Source organism: Ochrobactrum sp. BTU2 (assembly GCF_024539785.1).
In the GTDB taxonomy this organism is placed as follows: Bacteria; Pseudomonadota; Alphaproteobacteria; order Rhizobiales; family Rhizobiaceae; genus Brucella; species Brucella anthropi.
Map to the genome: position 1 here is coordinate 1 of NZ_JAHWRG010000015.1, position 18,386 is coordinate 18,386.

The following is an 18,386-nucleotide window of genomic DNA, read 5'->3' on the forward strand; positions in this document are numbered from 1 at the left end:
AGTCGAGCGTTTTATAGGCCGTCAGACACACCGTAGAGAGGGGACCTCACCAAGGGGCCGATAACTCTCCCCTTATCTACGCTATAGCCCTCCAATTCGCAAGATTGATTCTTGCGAAAACGTGGAAAGCTGTGCCTGTCGTCCGCGCCGTCATGTCCTCCGAAACGGAAGGACGAAGGGCATATGTTGAGGACGCAAATCGCGGCCGTGATCGGCTGCGCGCGCGGGAACGCGCTTGAAGAAATCATGCGGGACGTTTGGAGCCGGCACGGAGCCGGGAAGCTTTCCGACGACGAGGCCAGCCAACTTTCCGCACTCGCCTACGAGCGCCGGGACGCTTTGCGGGGATCAGGGGCGCAGACCGTGTTCAACCTGGTTCTCCCTCCCCCGACCGAGCGATGCCCGACGCCAGTTCGCCGGCATAGTCATATCCGGGGCCGATCGGAGGGCAGGATATGGCAGCCGACGACACGCAAGAACGTGCAGGCGATCTTGAAGGCGGCCGAAATCTACAACGAGGCCGGATTGCACGAGAAGGGCGAGCGCAGCGGCCCGCTCGGATCGGTGGCGCTGGACGTGCTGCGGTTGTTCGTCAATCTCATCGACTTCCGCACCGGCCGGCTTGAGCCGTCAATCACCACGATCATGGACCGCTTGGGCCGGTCGCGCGATACGATCGTGCGGGCGCTGAAGAACCTGCGGGCGCATGGGTTCTTGGACTGGATTCGCCGCTACGAGCCGACCGGGAACGAGGGGCGCGGCCCACAGGTGCAGCAGGCCAGCAACGCCTATCGCCTGTCCCTGCCGGAGAAGGCCCGGCAGTTCCTAGGCCGGTTCAGGAAGGCCCCTCCCCCGCCTGCGGATCATGGACAGGACCAGAGGGCTTGGAGCGAGGCAATCGACGCCTACAAGAAGGCCCTGCCCCTCGATGAGCGAACGCAGCTCGACGTGGGCGACAGTCCGCTAGGACAGGCCCTTGTGCGCATGGCAAGGAGCATGATGAATAAACGTGAGTCCGATAAGCAGACTGAATCCCCCTCTAGTTCTATTCTCTATGTGAAAACATAAGCGGTCGCCGCTGTTCGGGCCGCTTGCGCGGCCCTGCGGCGGTTCCGGCCCGCGTATAGGCGGGCCGGCAAACGGCATCCTCACCACCTAAACCGCAACGCTTGCCCCTGCGGCCACCGTTCTATGGGCTTTCGAGAGGGAGCAAGGGGCAAGGGCTGCGCGAAACATGAAATCATGTAATCATGCTTGCATGTCAGCATGAAATGTGCGATTGTTGTTTCGTACGATACAAAAGAGGCCGCTATGTCCCCCGCCAATCCGACCGCAAAGACCTATGCCGCGCTGAATCGGGCGTTCGATTTTTTCAACGCCCGGCTTTTCGGCGGCGAGCTGCCGGCCTGCCTCGTGACCTTGCAGCGCAAAAACAAAGCCTATGGGTATTTCGCCGGCGGCCGGTTCGGATCGAAGGACGGCGCGGAGATCACCGACGAAATCGCGTTGAACCCGTCGCACTTCAAAAGCCGGACGGACGAGCAAAGCCTTTCGACGCTGGCGCATGAGATGGCGCACCTTTGGCAGCACCATTTCGGCAAGCCGTCGCGCGCCGGCTATCACAACAAGGAATGGGCCGCGAAAATGCACGCGATCGGGCTGCACCCTTCCGATACCGGCCGGCCGGGCGGCAAGGAAACGGGCCAATCGTGCAGCCATTACATTATCGAGGGCGGCCCCTATGCCCGCGCCTTCGCGGAGCTGGCGGCGCAACCCGACTTTTCCGCCCTCTATGTCGAGCTTTGGGACGATGCCGACGCCCGGAAGAAGCGCAAGGCGAAGTCGGCCAGCAAGACCCGCTACACCTGCCCGTCATGCGACATGAACGCTTGGGCGAAACCGGGCGCGCGGTTGGTGTGCGGTGAGTGTGACGAGCCGATGGCGGCCGAGGAAGCGGATGGCAGTTAACGGCTCAGAAATGCAAACATGCTTTCATGTTGAGTGGAAAGCATGTAACCTTCCTTGCATGAAAGGATGCAAACATGATTACAGTAGCGTTCTGCACGCAAAAGGGCGGGACCGGCAAAACGACGATCGCGACGGCGCTTGCGGTCGCGGCGCATCGAGCCGGGCAGAAATCGGCCCTGCTCGACCTCGACCCACAGACGAACGCCGTCAACTGGTTTGACCGGCGCGAGGGCGACGGCCCGGACGTGGCTTCGATTCAGCCCGGCGCTATCCGGCGCTCGCTGGACGCCTATCGCGGCCTTGGCATGGATTGGGTGTTCATCGACACGCCCGGCAAGATGGACAGCGCCTCGACCGAAGCGGCCAAACACGCCGATATGGTCGTGATCCCGACGCAAGCGCAGATTTTCGCGATCGACACCTTGGAGCCTCTAAAGCGGCTGCTGGACATGGCCGGTAATCCGCCCGCGTTCGTCGTGCTGAATCAGGTGCATCCGAACGCCGGGGGCAGGGCGGCTGACGACGCGGCCGCGATTGCGGAGCGGTTCAGCATGGCGGTTGCCCCTGTCCATATGTCCCGCCTGAAAGCCCATGAGGACGCGCCAGCCTTGGGGCAGACCGCGCAGGAGTTGGAGCCAGAAGGGCGCGCAGCGCAGGAAATAGCCGGCCTGTTCGCGTTTCTTTCTAAGCAAGCAAGCATGATTGCAGGAAATCATGAAAGGATGAAAGCATGAGCCGCAAGCCGTCCCTCTTGGCGAGCGCCATCAAGACCGCAGAGCAACCCGCCGCCGCCCCGGCAGTCGAGGACGTTTCGGATACGCCGGTAGAGCCGAAGCGTGGCGCTCGCAACTCGCAGCCGGCCGGGAGCTATGTTGCGCCGTCGCGGGCCAATAAGACGGCCAAAACGCACTACCTGCCGCCTATCTATTGGGAAACACTGGAAGAAGTCAGCTTTCGGACGCGCGACCCGCAAGGCAAGCGGATTCCGCAGGAGCGGCTTGTTGCCGAGGCGCTGAATCTGCTTTTCGCCAAATACAATTTCCCGGTCGTTCGAGAAGGTGGGGAGTAGGGAGCAAACATGATGACATGCAAGCATGTTTGCCGAAATGAGAATTGGATTGCGCTTTATATCTGTTCAGGTATAAGATGGCTATGAAACAGGACGAACGCCCGCTCGAATGGATTGCGAGCAGCTACAAGGATTTGATGGCGCTGCCGCCAGCCGTGCGCAGGTATTTCGGTTTTGCGTTGTCGTTGGCTCAGGCGGGTGACCAAGCCGATACGGCAAAGGTGCTTAAAGGTTTCGGCGGTGCCGGGGTGCTGGAGGTTGTCGAGAACGATGCGGGCGGCACGTATCGGGCCGTCTATACGGTGAGATTCGCGGAGGCAGTGTTTGTCCTGCATTGCTTCCAGAAGAAAAGCAAAAGCGGGATCGCCACGCCGAAGGCGGACATGGACATTATTCGCACCCGGCTCAAGGTGGCCGAAGCGATGGCGCAGGAGATGCGAGATGGAAAAACGGATCGTTGATGGTGTCGAGGTTTACCGCAGTTCCGGCAATGTCTTTGCCGATCTCGGGTTGCCCGATGCCGAAAAGCTCAAGATCAAGGCCGGTTTGGTGATCGAGATCAGGAAGGCGATGCGTGCCCGTGGCTTGAACCAGCAGGAGGCCGCAAAACGCATGGGCGTCCCACAGCCGAAGGTGTCGGGAATGATGCGTGGCGATTTCACCAACTTGTCCGAGCGTAAGCTCATGGACTGCTTGAACCGCCTTGGTTACGACATCGAAATCACCGTGAAGCCGGCGGCTGCCCCAGTCGGCCATTTGACGTTGGCGGTTGCGTGATCGTCATGGCCCGCTCCAGACGGAAAAACCCCGGTTGCGGTATAACCACGGCTGCGAGTGACAAGCCCTATAAGCAGCGCGAGCATCGTCGGGAGCGCGCGGCCGTGCGCAGTATCGACCTGATCGCCGACGAGCCGCCAGCAAGCCGAAGGTTCGGGAGCCGATGGTTTGGCGAGAAGGACGGCAAGCAATGGTTCGATCCGAAGCGTCATCCCAAGGACATGCGCAAATAGTCGGCGGTAATATGCTTATGCGAGATCGGCAATCATGCTTTCCTGCAATCATGTAAGCGTGAAAACAACTCGCCCCCGGCCGTCCCTACGGCCCGATTTGAAAGAGCGGGCCGGCCGGGGGCTACCGTCGCGGGTGTGGCTAGGTTGAGCGATGCCGGCGAGCAGCCGGCCCCGGCCCGGAGGGAACGCGCTCCCACATAGCGCCGAAGTGACCGGAGGGCCGCAAGAGAGAAGCCCCGGCGCGTCACAGGCTGTGTGAAAAGTCTGGGGTGAAATAAGCGGACAAACGATATGGCCGCGTGCCGATTACCTCGTCCTCGCTCTCATATTCGTCGCCCGCATGATGTTGAATGCTAAGATCGATAGAGCCATCTCGGTTCTGGTAGCTGGAAGGTTCCTGGTCAGAAAGCGTCCTCCAGCGGTCATTCGTTTGATAGTTCCGAAAGGGTGTTCGACGGAACAACGACGTTTCCGCATCATCTCGGGCGTTGCGCGCGCATTCATGCGATTGAGTGCGTCCTCATCGAAGTGCCTTTTGACAGACCGCCTGGCGACATTGGTGCACTTCGATTTGAGCAAGCAAGCAGCACAATCGCGAGCCTTGGCGATATATGCAACTGAGCGTGTTGTATCGTCGGACCGTCTGCGCTTCAGTATCTTGCCGCCAGGGCAAGAAAAACAGTCTTCCTGAGAATTATACGAGAAGAGGGTGCGATCAAAAAATGTGCCGTCACCCATGTTATTGACGGTACGTTTCGCTGGCGCACAAGCGACGATACCTTCGCCTTCACAGGCGGTGGCATGCTCGCCGCTGGAATAGCCAGCATCGGCCAAAACTGTCAGTTCCTCGATTTCCAGAACTTCGCGGGCTGCTTTTGCCATAGGGAAGAGCATACGGTTATCGGTCGGCTCATCGGTTACCTCATGATGCACAATGAAACCGGTTTCGACATCAACGACAGTCTGGACATTGTAAGCTGGCAGCTTCCGGCTCTTTCCAATACCCATAAGGCGGGCGTCATCCTCGCCACTGACGACTGTCGCCCGTTTTTCTTCCTCTAATCGCTTGGCCAGCCGATCCAATTCGGCCTTGCGCTCACCTAATGCGGCAACGGCGTTCGCGACTGCATCATCAGCGTCGGCCGGCTCGCTTTTGTCTGCAACGTCCAGGCCGGAGAGGTAGTCTGCGATCTCCCGGTCGAGCTGGTAGCGTTCATGATCTATCTGCTGATGGTTCAATACTTTCTTCGGGCTGGCAACGGCCCTGAACTTCGAACCATCGATGGCTACTGTGCGCGCATTGAAAAGGCCTGTGTCACGGCAAAGCAATACAAAAGCCCGACAGGCTCCGACAATCGATGGTCCGTTATTACGGCGAAAATCGGCGATCGTCTTAAAATCCGGTGCAAGCTGCCGCATTAGCCACATCGTTTCGATATTACGGCGACATTCCCGCTCCAACCGGCGTGAAGAACGAACTTCGTTGAAATAGCCGTAGATATACAGCTTCAACAGGTCGCGAGGAGAATAGCAGGGCCGACCGGTGCTAGCCGGAACTGAGCGACCGAAACCCAGTTCGATCATATCCAGACTGTCAACAAAAGCGTCAATTACCCGCACAGGAGCATCAGTCGCGACATAGTCTTCGACGCGATCCGGCAGTAAAAGGACCTGTCCGCGCTCCGTTCCGGCAATGTAACCCATTGATACCGCCACATCATTCGTGATGTGGCGATAGTAACTGATTTGCCAACCTTTTCACACAGCCTGGTCAGCGCCGGGACCGCTTATCCCATCTGGCGGGTTCGGGCAGGGGGGCTTTTCGCTTTTCGCGCAGCTCCGCTTTCATTTCCTCGCCCGAAATCCCCGGCCGGGGATCATCGGCCGCCGCCTTGATGCAGCGCTTGAGCAATTCCCGGCGCAGATCGGCATGGGGTTCCAGCTCCTTATGCTCGCCCAAGATCACGAACACGGCTTCGGACGGGTCGAGGAACTGGCCTTGTTCGATCCTGTCGAGCAGCCACAGGGCCAGAGAGGGCGGCAAATAGGCTTCAAACCGCAACCCACCCTCGTTGACCTGGTTGCGGAGCCGCTTGGCCTGTTCGACGGCATGGGCCTTGTCGGCGGGATCGGGCCATTCAAAAGCGTCGGTGTCGGTCATGGCTTCATCCTTCATGCTTGATCGAACAGCCCCCGGAACTCGGAATCGGCATAATAGGCCAGCTTGCCGGCGACGATCGGCCGTTGCCCGGCGAGGAACAGCAGCTCGATATGCTGCGGCAGGTTGCGGACCTCATCCGGCGTCAGCAGGGCGCGCGCAATGTGTTGTTGGCTGTAGGTGAGGCCGGTTTCCTCCGCGTCGATCGCGCGGGCCATGGTCTGGAACACCACGGTTTCCTGTCCGAGCAGATCGGAGACGAGGCGGGCGCTGTCGTGATCGTTGACGCCGAAGACCTGTAGGACGCCGGCGTTTGACAGGAAGGTGCCGGCGCGCTGCCCGTAGGTGGCGCGGAGCTGGTGAACGTCCTGCAGGATGGGCCAGAGCTGGACGCCATAGCCGGCCATGAGGCCCATTGCGCGCTCGACAGGGGCCAGATGGCCGAGGGCGGCGAACTCATCCAGCAGGTAGAGGACCGGCGCGGCCGGCTTGGCCGGATCGCGGGCCATGTCGGTGAGGCTCTGCGAGACGAGCAGGCGCAGCCATCGCGAATAGGTCGCGAGGCGATCGGGCGGCAGGACGAGGAACACGGAGACGTTGCGGCGCTTGAGATCGGCAAAGCGGAAATCGGAGCGGCCGAGAACGGCGGCCATGCGCGGGCTGTCGAGGAAATGGGTGTGGCGCTGCGCCGACGACAGGACGCCGGCCGCCTCGCGGTCGGATTTGCCAAGGTGGCGGTTTGCGGCGCGGGCGATCAGGCCGGAGGCGGCCGTTGACGCCTGCATGTCCTTCAGGAGCGCGGAGAACGCTTCAGGGGCGAGAGTGAGATATTCGCGCAGGGTGGCGAGGTTTCGCCTGTCGCGCGGCTCCACGGCGGCGATATGGAGGATCAGGCCGGCAATGAGCGCCTTGGCTTCCTCATTCCAATGCGCCTCGCCCGCCATGCCCGGTTCATCGAACACGAGGGCGTCGGCAAGGGTGCTGGCATCTTCGGCGACATCGAGGCCGGCCGGGTCGAGCGTGTCGAGGGGATTGAAGGCGGCCGAGGGCTGGCCGGAGACGGCGAAGGGGTCGAGGACGTGGACCGGGCCGAATTTCTGGCGAGCACGGCCGGCGATCTTCGCATTCTCGCCCTTGGGGTCGATGCAGATCACGGAGCGGTCAGCCGTGAGCAGATTCGGGATGATGGTTCCCACGCCCTTGCCGGTGCGCGTCGGGGCCATCGTCAGCAGATGGGCCGGGCCGTCATAGCGCAGCAGCTTTGCGGATTTCGGATCGCGGCCGATCAGCAGGCCGGAATCGGCGCGGGTGAGGGCGGCGGTTTCCTTGTTGGTGGCGAAGCGGGCCGAGCCGTGGGTTTCGCCGTCCATGTCCCCGAAATGCATAATCAGCGGATTGGTGATGAGCCGGAACAGGAGGATGAGCAACACCACGATCACGAAGAGGCCGAACACCACATTGGCGACGGGATTCTTTTCGATGCCGAGCGAAAGGAGCAGCCCCGATCCGGCAAAGGCCAAGACAAGGGCGACGATACCGAAGAAGACGAAACCGCCAATAACGGGCTTGATGGCCCGGAAGGGCGCGAGGCACAGCGCCGTAATCGCCCATACCGGATCACGGCGAGCCTCGCGCATCATGTTCTTGAGCGCGCCCCATGCAAGTGTCGCCTGATTCATGAAGCAGCCTCCCCGCCGTTCGGTGCCGTTTCCGCCTTGGGCGAGCCGGTGAGCAGATCGGCAAAGAGTTCCTTGTCGCCGTCGCGCGTCAGGAAGCCAGGCAGTTCCTTGCGCAGCCAGTCGCTTAGCCGCCGCGTGAAATCGGGATCGTTGGAGTTTTCGAGCCGGTGCAGGACGAGCGCACCGAGCAGCACCTTGCGGCGCGTGTCGTTCGCCCGTTCCTGTTTTCCCAAGCGGGCCTTGAGGCTGGCGCGCTGCGCGTCCAGTTCGGCTAGTCTCTGTTCAATCGTCTTGCGCGCCATGCTTCTCTCCTACGGATGGGGGCCGCGAAACACCATGATTTCCTTGCCATTCTTATCGCGAATTTCCACAAACCAAAGGTCTTTGTGATCGGCCATCATCTTTTCGGCCGCCCTGCGCAGTTCTTCCGGCATGTCGTCGGAGTAAAGCGTCGTCACGTCGTCGCGCTCCGGCTTCTTTAGGCCGCGCAGCAATTCGATTGCCGATTCGTCGTATGTGTCCTTGCTCATCTCTGGCCGCCTCCATTGGCTCTAGCCGTCCACTATAGCCGAAACCGTGCGTCGTTTCATGCAAAAGCGGCCATCGTGCTTGAAACTTCAACGCTTTTGCAGCACAATTCCGGCCTCAGCTTCATTGCATCGACCTTGCCACAGGCGCGACACCAAGCGACGAAAGAGCGAAGCGATTGAGTTGAGAAGGGCGCACTTACGAGTTGCTACGCAACTCAGCGCGCCGCCAGCTTGAAGGCTGGCGGGAGATGGCGAAACGGTATCGAGGCAACGTGTTGGCGATCTACCATTTCAGCATGAAGCCAGTTTCGCGGGCGAAGGGCCGTAGCACCGTCGCCTCAATGGCTTATCGTGCCGGGGAGAAGCTGACCAACGAGCGCGACGGCATCACGCACGACTACACGGCAAAGCAGGGCGTCGAACATGCCGAGATCGTCTTGCCGGAAGGCGTGAACACCGATTGGGCGCGGGATCGGTCGGACTTGTGGAACGCCGCCGAGTTTGCCGAGAAGAGGAAAGACGCCCGCGTTGCCCGTGAGTTCGAGATTGCCTTGCCGCATGAGCTTTCGGCCGAGCAGCGGCTAGAGGCAACGCGGGAGATTGCGCAGGAATTGGCGAACCGCTATGGCGCGGCCGTGGATTTCGCCATCCATGCGCCGCATGACGCCAGCGACGTTCGCAATCACCACGCCCATGTGATGATGACGACGCGGCAGGTTGGCGAGAACGGTCTTGGCGACAAGACCTATCTTGAGCGCGAAAACAAATGGCTGCTGTCGAATGGTCTAGCGACGACCGACATGCAGCTTCGCGACCTTCGGCAGACATGGGAGGGGATCGCGAACGAGCGGCTGGCGATGGCCGGGCTTGATATTCGGATCGACCATCGTTCGCACATGGAACGCGGGTTAGAGATCGCACCCACCGAACATATGGGCGTCCATGCCACGCAGATGGAACGGCGCGGCCTCGACGTGGCGCGCACGCGGCTGGACGAGGAAGCGGCGCAGCGGAACGCCGATCTTATCCGCGAGAAGCCGGAGCAGGTTCTAACCCTCATCAGCGGCGAAAAGAGCGTGTTCGACCGGCGCGACATTGCCCGGACGCTGCATCGCTACATCAACGACGATGTGCAGGAGTTCCAGAGCGCCTTTGCGAAGGTGATGGCCTCGCCGGCGCTTGTGGAGCTACAGCCGGAGAGGGCGGACCCGGCAACCGGCGAGATCGAGCTTGCGCGCTACTCGACGCGCGAAATGGTCGATATCGAAAGCGCCATGGCCGAGCGGGCGGTGCGAATGGCTCATGCCCGCAGCCATGGCGTTGATCGTCATCATGTCGATCGCGCATTAGAAAGACAGGATGCGGCAATCCAGGCAAGCGCCGGCGATAGTTCTGCACGGCTTTCCGACGAGCAGCGGCGGGCGATCGAGCATATCACCGGGCCGGAGCGGATTTCCGCCGTTGTCGGTTATGCCGGCGCTGGCAAATCCACCATGCTCGCGGCCGCCCGCGAGGCGTGGGAGGCCGAGGGCTATCAGGTCCACGGCGCGGCCTTGTCGGGGAAGGCGGCCGAGGGCTTGGAGGAATCTTCCGGCATCCAGAGCCGCACCCTTGCGTCATGGTCCCGCGGTTGGGACAACGACCGCGGCACGCTCGGCCGCGGCGACGTGTTCGTGATCGACGAGGCCGGCATGGTCGGCTCGCGCCAGCTCGCCCGGTTCGTTGGTGAGGCCGAGGCGCGGGGGGCGAAGATCGTCCTTGTAGGCGACCATGAGCAGTTGCAGGCGATCGGGGCCGGCGCACCGTTCCGGGCGATCACCGAAGAAATCGGCCATGCCGAGCTTTCCGAAATTCGCCGGCAGCGCGTGGACTGGCAGCGGGAGGCGTCGGTTGACTTCGCCACGCATCGCACGGCCGAGGGGCTGGCCGCCTATCATGAGCATGGCAATATCACCTTTGCCGAGACGGGCGAGGACGTGCGCGGTGAGATCGTGCGCGACTACCTTGCCGATCGCGATCAACGTCCGGACGGCACCCGGGTTGCGATGGCGCATCGCAGGGCCGATGTTCGCGCCATCAATGACGCGATCCGGACGGAGCTACAGGACCGGGGCGAGCTGGCGAAGGGTGAAGAAAACGGCGCGCTGACCTTCCAGACCAATAACGGTAGCCGAGAGTTCGCGCCGGGCGACCGCATCGTGTTCTTGGAGAACAACCGCGACCTTGGCGTGAAAAACGGGATGCTTGGCACCGTTGAAGCCGTCGAGCCGGGCCGGATCGTCGCGCAGCTCGACGGCCGAGGCGGGGATAGCATCAGCGTGCCGATGGGTGACTATCAGGCAATCGACCACGGCTATGCGACCACCATCCATAAAAATCAGGGGGCGACGGTCGATCGGTCCTATGTGATGGCGTCGGGGACGATGGACCGGCATCTAACCTATGTCGCCATGACCCGGCATCGTGACGGGGTGCAGCTCTACGCGGCACAGGACGAGTTCACCAATGCCGGCCGGCTGGTCGAGCATGGGGCCGCGCCGTTCGAGCATAAGGAAGGGAACAGCCAGAGCTATTTCGTGACGCTGGAAAACGACAAGGGCGAGCAGCGCACCCTATGGGGCGTTGATCTTGAGCGGGCCATGAAGGAGGCCGCGCCGGAGATCGGGGAGAGGATCGGCCTACAGCATGAGGGTTCCACCCCCGTCACCTTGCCGGATGGGACGCAGACGCACCGGAACACATGGAAGGTTCAGGACGCCGGGGAGCTGGCCTATAGCCAGCTAGAGCGCCGCCTGTCCCGGTCGGGCGTGAAGGAAACCACCCTCGACTATACCCGCGACTTTGCCGAGCGGCGCGGGATCGCGGAGCAAATGGGCATCCGCAGCGAAATCGAGATTCCGGCCGGGCTACGTGCGGAGCGGGAGTCGACGGCCGGGGATCATGCGCTTGATCGGAGATCCTCGCAAAAAGTCGGCGTGGATCTCGCGCAGGATCTTCGTGCAGATCCGCGCGAGGATCTCGCCGGCGATCGACAGCAGCGCCGCAATCCGTTCGAGGGCCTGAAACTCGGGCGCGGCGCGGCGGCCGAGGGGCCGCAGCAGGACCGCGCCGGCGAGGACGGCCCGCAGATCGACCAGAAAGGCCCGCAGCAGGCCGAGAAGCAGCGGCGCGGTATGTTCGCCGGCCTCAAGCTCAATGCGCGTCCTGCCCCCTCTCAGGAGCGCAGCGAGCGGCCGGAAAGGGAAGGGAGCTTGCGGCCGGCGCCGGCACCCGACCGGCTGGCCGAGCGGACGCGGCGGCAGTCGCCGCTTGAGGCGGCCGTTGACCGCTATGCGCGGGCCTATCAGTCGATCGACCAGCACCGGCGCGACGGCCTGCCGGTCCTCGACATGCAGCGGCAGGAAATCCGTGCGGCCGGGCAGCAGCTCGACCAGGTGCAGGGCGGCATGAAAGATTTGATGCGCTCGACCCTGCAACATGATCCGTCGACGGCGCGCGCCATGACCGAGCTTTCCGGCCGGGAGCGTGTCGCCCATGTCATCGACGGGATGAAGCGCGAAAACGCCGCCCTGCAAGACCCCAACGTCAGGGCCGAGCGGTTCGTTGAACGCTGGCAGGAGCTACAGGGGCAGCGCCGGGAGCTTCGCGGCTGGCAGCACGACGACGCCCGCGCCAAGGTCGAAAGCCAGATGAACGGCATGACCAAGAGCCTTGAGCGTGACCCGCAGGTAGATTCCATCCTGCGTAATCGCCGGCAGGAACTCGGAATCGGGCAGGAGCTTCGCCGGGGCCAGACCATTGCCCGCGAGCTGCAAGACGAAATGACACGCGGCCACCGGCTTAGCCGGGGCATCGGCATGGAAAGGTAGGCACGGAGAACATGGCGGAGCTGGACGACGACAGGGACGGAATCGAGCCGGAAGCACTGGACGAGGACGCCGGCGACCCGGCCGCCGCGTTCGACGCGCTCCGGCGCACGATCGAGACGCAGGGCGAGCAGATCGGCGCGGAAATGAAGGTCATGCGGCGCGGGCTGGAAGCGGCGTTCGATCAGCTCGAAAAGATCGAGCCGGCGCAGGACTACAAGCCCCAGCTCGCCCAGCTCGTGCAGGCGCTCGACAATGTTGCCGAGCGCCTGCACGGCGTCGAGCAGTCGCCCATTCTCCGGCAGGGGGCGCAGCACTATGCGGCCGTCCTCGAGCGCAGCGGCGAGGCCCTGATACGCACCGCCGCGCAGCAGCTCGAGCGGCAGGCGTCCGACCTCGAGCGCGCCGGCCGAAACCTTTCGGCGCATGTCGCCAGTGCGCGGGAGCGCGACCGGCAAAATTGGTGGCTTGTCGTCGCTTTCACTATCGGCCTGCTCGCCGGCGCGCTGGTGATGCTGTTCCTTCCGCGCCTGTTGCCGTTCTCGGCCGCGCCGCGTGTCGCCAGCGTCGTCATGGGCGAAACGCCGTGGCGGGCCGGAATGAGCCTCATGGCGTTCGACAGCCCCGAAGCATGGCAGCGGGTGGCGTCGGCCGATCAGCTCATTGAGGCGAACAGGGAGGCGGTAGCGGCTTGTTGGGAGGCCGCGCGCACGGCCGGCGAGGATCAGCGTTGCACCATCACCGTGAAAGCGCCGACAACGCCGGCGCAGTAGTGTAGAGGTGTCGCAGGTTTCGGGATTTCTGCGAATCCTTCGACCGCCCGCGCGGCGCGCCTGACAATTCCCATTTGGACTGCGATCTTTACGGATTCGCGAGGCGATTGCTGTAGCCTTCACCCATTGTTCTTTTGAGGTGTTGCAGCATGACGGGTGCGGTTTGGGTCAGCAGCGTGATGGGCAACTACCAAATCGGCATGAAGCAAGGTCTCCGTGCCAAATTCTATGGTCAGGAGTGGAACCCGGCTGAGTTCGTCATTCCGATGGTCAGCGACAAAGTCAAGGCAGCATACAGACGTCACTATCAGGGCGAAACACTCGCAAGGGACGATTTCACGGAAGCGGGCGCTGTCTGGGCTGAGAAGAATTTCAACCGCACCAAGGACCTCTTCACAGCGGGACCTTTCTACGCGGTAAAGGGCAAGTTGGCCGAGGTTCTGAACGATTTCGATCTTGGCAAGGGCGGCCTTGTTCCCTTCACAATCTATAAGGCCGATCTGGGGAGCATAAGGAAGTGTGTGGCAGTCATGCCGCCGCCTGTTTGCTGGTGGGATCCAGATTGTCGTTTGCCATGCCCGGATACCATTTCTCAAATGTTGACCGCAATGAGCGGTCGAGCGTTTGTGTTCGTGTCTGCAATAGCAGATGGGCGCCGGCCCTGCTCCATTGCATCTGCTGCTTTTTGGCGAACCGCTTGCTGACGACGAGGTTGACAGTGGCCTCGACGAATGCGGAAGAGATCCGTTCGCCGGACCGGTAGCGCTCGCCGTAATTGATCAAGCTGGCATTGTTGGCAGCGATGTAGGACTGGAATTCACCGATCGCCGTCAAGAATTTCCGCATGTTCGGATAATCGGTCTCCACGCATTCGGCGTCGCAATAGAGGTCGCCAATCTCCTCTCGCGCTAGGTGCTGGTTGCCATGCCAGAGATGCCATTTGATCCTTTTCAGCGCGTCAAGCATGTCGAGGCCTGCCTGCGCATCATGATTTTCCAGCCCCTGTGCGAACTGGCGAAGGACTGTGATCCGCATGGTGATGTGGAACCAGTCCAGCACATGCTCGCTGGCCGGAGCGATCATTTCAGCGAGTGAGAGCGGACTTCCTCGCCGCCGTCGGTGATAAAGGTAATGTCCTGATTGGCCTGCACGCCTTGTCTTTTGAGATGGTCGAGGATCCGCCGCTGCGGCTTGCGATCATGGCCATGAACGAAGCCGATATAGCGAGGATCGCCGTCTTCGGGCAGGGAACGTCCGACGATCAGCTCGAAGTTTTTCTTGCGGTCGTTGCGATCGCGGACATATCCACCGTCCAGGCCAATGACGATCCGCCCATCGGGAATGGGAAGGCCCATCCAGTCGCGCGGGCAGGAATCCTGCATGAAGGAAACCCGCTGTTCCGTCAGTTCGCGCTCGATGCGCCCTGCCGTTCGTAGCGCATGTTGCCGTACTGTCGTAGCATTGCTGCCGCAGTCGATCGGCAACACGTCGGCTAGCAGTTCGGCCGCTGCGGCATAGGGCACCAGCGACGCCCATCGCGTTTCGAGATACAGCCGCTCGGGCGCGACGTGATCCGGGATCAGTTGCCTTAACGGCGAGATTGTCGTCGGGCGGTTGCCCGTTTTTTCGATCGACAATCCATATCGTGGGCTTTGGAGCCTGATGTCGCCGAACAGCGTGTGGAAGGTGACAGGGTAATAACCCTTGTGGCGCAGGCGCCGGCCATCCGCCTGGCGACTTTCCGTCAGCCATAGCGCCACCTGGGTCTCCACCATCTTTTGCTGCAGCGTTGCAAGGAGAGCCTTGCTCTCGGCCAGAGACAGGCCAAGATCTTCCGCGCCCTTTGTGACCTTCTCCAGATCGGCGACGACCTCTCGCCCGACGACCATGCTGTCCTTACCAATGATTTCCATGACGACCCGAACCTGCATGTCGTACCCCTCTCAACGAGTTTTCCCAAATGGCCGGAGTGGAAAACCTAAGCCCGACTTCGCGGAACGTTTGCCCCTCCATGCTCACCGGAAACCATGATATGGCTCACCGGTTAGCAATCCGGAAAGCAGTTGGTAAACCACATGTCTTCGATCGATCGTGCCGCCAGCGCTATCGCCACCATCCTGATCCGGGAGGGGATCGACTACCTCCAGAGCAAGGCGGTGATCAAACGCGCGCGGACACAGGCCGGCCTCTCCGCACCGCCGGAACAGCGAACCTCGATCAACAGGCTGTCGATCGAGGAGGAACTGGCCTTCATCGATCATGCCTATGAGACGAGCGGCGCAACGGGGCTGCTCCTTCAGACGTTGCTGGAAACCGGCCTGCGCGTTTCCGAGTTCACGCGTCTTCGCATCGAAGATGTCAGCCTGGCGGAGCGCGTTATCGTCGTCATGCGCGGCAAGGGATCAAAACGCCGCGAGGTGCCGATCCGACGGGAACTGGCCCAGATGCTCAGGCTTCATATCGGCACAAGACGTGCCGGTCCCCTGTTCCAGAGCCGGGAACGTGGCAAGGGACCGTTACCCTATACCTATAGCCGTCAGCGCATCGGCCAGATCGTCCGGCAGATCGCTGCAAACGCCGGCATCACCAAGCGGGTCTATCCGCATCTGCTGCGCCACACCATGGCGACCAAACTACTATGGCTTGGCATGGATATCACCGACGTGCAGCGGTTCCTTGGACATGAAAGCATCACGACGACGCGGCACTATGCCGAAACGACGGCAGCGACCCTGCGGCGCAAGTTCGATCGGGTCACAGCGCCGGCCGTCCGCTCCTTGCTCTCCGGCATTCAGCATCACCGCGGTGACGATGCCGCCCTTCTTGCTGCCGATCTTCTCTCCGGCGATGGCCGGGATGAAAGGTTGGCTACATCTGCTGGTACATGAGGTCGAGATGCTCGCGCTGCTTCAGCCGCGTGTTGACGGCTTTTCGGTCGAATGGCTGGCCCATAAGGTCCGAACGCGCCCTGATCCGCGAAAGCAGATCCTCCAACTCGTCCTTTCGACGGATCGGCAAGGATGGCAAGCGAGCGGGTCTCGTTGATCTCCGTCATGAATTCCAGCGCCATGGCAAGATCTTCGCTCAGTTCAAGCCCGAGCGCTTCGTCCCGCTGCCACATCCATGTATCGGGGCCGCCGCTGTCTTCAGGCGGGCAGCTTTCTCCGCCCCCGATACAGCAGGGATAATGCGTGCCTGGTTTGAGAGGATGCCGCTCCTCCAGCCGCACTTCATGCTCCCAGGGAATATTGAGATCATATTCGTATGTAAACCGCTGACCCTTGCGCAGCTTCAGATCGTCGAGCGCGATGTCGGCGGACTCGGCGTTCAATTCCCATGAGCCGTAGCAAACCGTATGCAGGATGAACTGGTAGAGATGGATGCCGTCCCACCCCATCGCGACCTGCAGAACGCCATGCAGTTCTCTCAACGTCATTGTCGATGGAACCTGGACCCGGCGCCAGACCATGGGGCTCAAGCCCTTCAACCAGACCCGGAATTGCAGGATCGTCACCGGATCACCCGCTGGTTCGCCTTCCGTCGTCGCAGATGCTGAAGGTTGTCTCCGGCGCGGCGGTTTCAAAGATCAGACCTCGATAAAAATCAACACCCAACCCTATACCGTATTTGCCCAAGTCCGCTACCTGCCACACACTTCCTTATGCTCCCCCTTGAGACGCCAGCTTGCGCCACGCGAACAACTGGTTCGGCTGGATGCCGTGCCGACGCGCGACGATGCTCACCGTCGCGTCCGCCTCATAGGTCTCGTGGATGATCGCCAGCTTGTCTGCCGTGCTCCAGCGCCGCCGACGTTCCGGCCCGGAAAGGACTTCCATCTTAAAATTGCTGCTAGTCATATTACCAACATTACTCCTACCCACTTAACTAAGCGGGGGGAGCATGTCCGGGCCTTTCGGGGGCTAATTCACGGTTTGTTCAAGCGTATATCTGTGCCCCTTTAATGTTCAGGGGCCCTAAATGGGGTTTGAGTAGCATCGGAGCAGAAAAACACAAGAACCTAAGCGATTGTTTTTCCATCAAACGGTGGTTTGATGCGAAGGTGAAACTGACATTCATAAACCGCGATTTTCAGCGCGTGAATCTCACATAAACCCGTCCAACAATCTACCAACAGCAAACCTCAGACCGAAAATCAGGCTTATGTAGATTTTCTGCGCGTTTGCTACTCAAAGGCCGAGACCGCCACGCCCGCCGAGGCTTTTGTGGTGGGGACTATTCACCTCTTGTAACGGCTTGGCAATGTACCTTTCACGTCGCGAAACGCCTTGCTGAAATGGCTGAGATTGTCGAAGCCGACAGCGTAGGCGGCTTCGGTGACGCTCGAACCGGAGGAAAGTAATGCTGCGGCAGCATCCAGCCGCATCGTTCGTAGATAGGCATGAATAGATGTACCGATAACGAGACGGAAGCCTTCCTTGAGCCGGCGCTCGTTCAGGCCAACTTCGCGGGAAAGCCGCGCGATGGTCCAATTGGTGCTGTAGTGTTGCTCGATCAATGCCACGGCGGCGTGAAGCAGTTTCAGCTCTTCTCCGCGAAGGGGTTTGAGCGGCATGCTGTTCTGGCGTGTCACCGCATCAAAACCGACCGCAACCGCCTCGATGGCCTTGCTGTAAAGATAGGCGCGGCGGGCGAGACCTTCGCCAAATCGGCATTCCACTATGTTCGTGGCCACGTTCAGGAGTTCCAGGGGAGCCTTGAAACCGATAAGGAAAACTTCCTGGTCGGGAAGGCTATGATCCGTAATCACGGCACCGCCGAAGCGGGCAAACGAGATGCCGCCGAGCTTTTCAAGCAGGGGCGTTTCTACACGGATATCCACGAAGCTGAGGCGCCGACCGGCATTGACGTGGTTTTCGCCCCTAGCAATGCGGTCGCAGGCAAAGAAGACAGCTGTACCCGGCTGCACCTGAAAGGGCTTGGCACCATCCACGGAAAGCGTTCCGCTGCCATCAAGGAAGACCGAAAGGGAAAAGGTGGCCGGACCTTCGGGCCGGAAGACCAGATCCTCTACCGGCATAACTTCGATCGTGTAGATGGTCACGTCATCGTCGGGCTGTTCAACTCGCGTTGCCTTGCGCCAGCCAAGCTGGTCGATTTCCGTATCGACACATACCCTCCAGTTCATTAGGCTTTCCGTTGAAAGTTTCTTGCCCTTTGTATCCGGTGAAGTCTCTGTTGGGACCATCGGTTTCTCCCTCGCATCGGCTTTTAGTCCTGATTCCGTCAATTCACGCCCGGAAAACGTTAGCCTTCGCATTTTCTAACTGGAATATAGCGGTCAAGTTTATTTTGCAGGCATCGGGTGTTCAATA

17 protein-coding genes and 2 pseudogenes are annotated in these 18,386 nt (G+C 61.1%); 10 read left to right on the plus strand and 9 right to left on the minus strand.

What is annotated here, in order from left to right:
• The first annotated feature begins 183 nt into the window (after positions 1-183).
• From KWJ32_RS23775 to KWJ32_RS23805, 7 genes are all read left to right on the plus strand, one after another.
• Positions 184-1,068, plus strand: a complete 885-nt coding sequence (locus KWJ32_RS23775) for a helix-turn-helix domain-containing protein (protein WP_256886346.1) — start codon at positions 184-186, stop codon at positions 1,066-1,068.
• 243 nt (positions 1,069-1,311) lie between these two features.
• Entirely contained in the window at positions 1,312-1,968 is a 657-nt protein-coding gene (locus tag KWJ32_RS23780) for a SprT-like domain-containing protein (protein ID WP_256886347.1), read from the plus strand.
• A gap of 74 nt (positions 1,969-2,042) precedes the next feature.
• Positions 2,043-2,702: a ParA family protein gene (locus tag KWJ32_RS23785; protein ID WP_256886348.1), complete on the plus strand. Its 660-nt coding sequence runs from the start codon at positions 2,043-2,045 to the stop codon at positions 2,700-2,702.
• Entirely contained in the window at positions 2,699-3,037 is a 339-nt protein-coding gene (locus KWJ32_RS23790) for a chromosome partitioning protein ParB (RefSeq protein WP_256886349.1), read from the plus strand. The genes KWJ32_RS23785 and KWJ32_RS23790 overlap by 4 nt, the downstream gene beginning before the upstream one ends.
• 83 nt (positions 3,038-3,120) lie before the next feature.
• On the plus strand, positions 3,121-3,498 hold the full coding sequence (locus tag KWJ32_RS23795) for a type II toxin-antitoxin system RelE/ParE family toxin (RefSeq protein ID WP_256886350.1): 378 nt from the start codon (positions 3,121-3,123) through the stop codon (positions 3,496-3,498).
• Positions 3,479-3,814, plus strand: coding sequence for a helix-turn-helix transcriptional regulator (locus KWJ32_RS23800; protein ID WP_256886351.1), 336 nt, complete (start codon positions 3,479-3,481; stop codon positions 3,812-3,814). Before KWJ32_RS23795 ends, KWJ32_RS23800 begins: the two co-directional genes overlap by 20 nt.
• A 5-nt stretch (positions 3,815-3,819) precedes the next feature.
• A complete protein-coding gene (locus KWJ32_RS23805; RefSeq protein ID WP_256886352.1) occupies positions 3,820-4,047 on the plus strand; it encodes a hypothetical protein in 228 nt (75 codons plus the stop codon).
• A gap of 306 nt (positions 4,048-4,353) precedes the next feature.
• Here the strand turns inward: KWJ32_RS23805 and KWJ32_RS23810 are convergent, their stop codons facing one another.
• The 5 genes from KWJ32_RS23810 to KWJ32_RS23830 form a co-directional block, all read right to left on the minus strand.
• A complete protein-coding gene (locus KWJ32_RS23810; RefSeq protein ID WP_256886353.1) occupies positions 4,354-5,751 on the minus strand; it encodes an IS1182 family transposase in 1,398 nt (465 codons plus the stop codon).
• A gap of 67 nt (positions 5,752-5,818) precedes the next feature.
• Entirely contained in the window at positions 5,819-6,208 is a 390-nt protein-coding gene (locus tag KWJ32_RS23815) for a hypothetical protein (protein WP_256886354.1), read from the minus strand.
• A gap of 11 nt (positions 6,209-6,219) precedes the next feature.
• On the minus strand, positions 6,220-7,884 hold the full coding sequence (locus KWJ32_RS23820) for a type IV secretory system conjugative DNA transfer family protein (protein ID WP_256886355.1): 1,665 nt from the start codon (positions 7,882-7,884) through the stop codon (positions 6,220-6,222).
• Positions 7,881-8,186 (minus strand): mobilization protein, encoded by a 306-nt coding sequence (locus KWJ32_RS23825; RefSeq protein WP_256886356.1) that lies wholly within the window; start codon positions 8,184-8,186, stop codon positions 7,881-7,883. The genes KWJ32_RS23820 and KWJ32_RS23825 overlap by 4 nt, the downstream gene beginning before the upstream one ends.
• A 9-nt stretch (positions 8,187-8,195) precedes the next feature.
• Positions 8,196-8,414, minus strand: coding sequence for a hypothetical protein (locus tag KWJ32_RS23830; protein ID WP_256886357.1), 219 nt, complete (start codon positions 8,412-8,414; stop codon positions 8,196-8,198).
• A gap of 275 nt (positions 8,415-8,689) precedes the next feature.
• Here KWJ32_RS23830 and traA point away from each other — a divergent pair, with 275 nt between their 5' ends.
• Positions 8,690-12,283 (plus strand): Ti-type conjugative transfer relaxase TraA, encoded by a 3,594-nt coding sequence (gene traA, locus KWJ32_RS23835; protein WP_256886358.1) that lies wholly within the window; start codon positions 8,690-8,692, stop codon positions 12,281-12,283.
• A gap of 11 nt (positions 12,284-12,294) precedes the next feature.
• Entirely contained in the window at positions 12,295-13,053 is a 759-nt protein-coding gene (locus tag KWJ32_RS23840; protein ID WP_256886359.1) for a DUF6118 family protein, read from the plus strand.
• Positions 13,054-13,581: 528 nt separating this feature from the next.
• Here KWJ32_RS23840 and KWJ32_RS23845 read toward each other — a convergent pair.
• Positions 13,582-14,984: pseudogene (locus tag KWJ32_RS23845) on the minus strand (ISKra4 family transposase).
• Positions 14,985-15,128: 144 nt separating this feature from the next.
• Between KWJ32_RS23845 and KWJ32_RS23850 the strand changes: the two are divergent.
• Entirely contained in the window at positions 15,129-15,941 is an 813-nt protein-coding gene (locus KWJ32_RS23850; protein WP_256886360.1) for a tyrosine-type recombinase/integrase, read from the plus strand.
• On the opposite strand, the gene KWJ32_RS23855 is transcribed toward KWJ32_RS23850, so the two are convergent.
• The 3 genes and pseudogenes from KWJ32_RS23855 to KWJ32_RS23865 form a co-directional block, all read right to left on the minus strand.
• The gene (locus KWJ32_RS23855) at positions 15,851-16,636 is read right to left on the minus strand and encodes a plasmid pRiA4b ORF-3 family protein (RefSeq protein WP_256886361.1); all 786 of its coding nucleotides are present in this window, start codon (positions 16,634-16,636) and stop codon (positions 15,851-15,853) included. The genes KWJ32_RS23850 and KWJ32_RS23855 overlap by 91 nt on opposite strands.
• Positions 16,637-16,733: 97 nt before the next feature.
• Positions 16,734-16,910, minus strand: a pseudogene (locus KWJ32_RS23860) (transposase); the annotation flags it as partial.
• Between the two features lie 380 nt (positions 16,911-17,290).
• Positions 17,291-18,199 carry an AraC family transcriptional regulator gene (locus KWJ32_RS23865; RefSeq protein ID WP_256886362.1) on the minus strand — a complete coding sequence of 303 codons (909 nt, stop codon included), beginning with the start codon at positions 18,197-18,199 and terminating at the stop codon, positions 17,291-17,293.
• Positions 18,200-18,386: the final 187 nt, after the last annotated feature.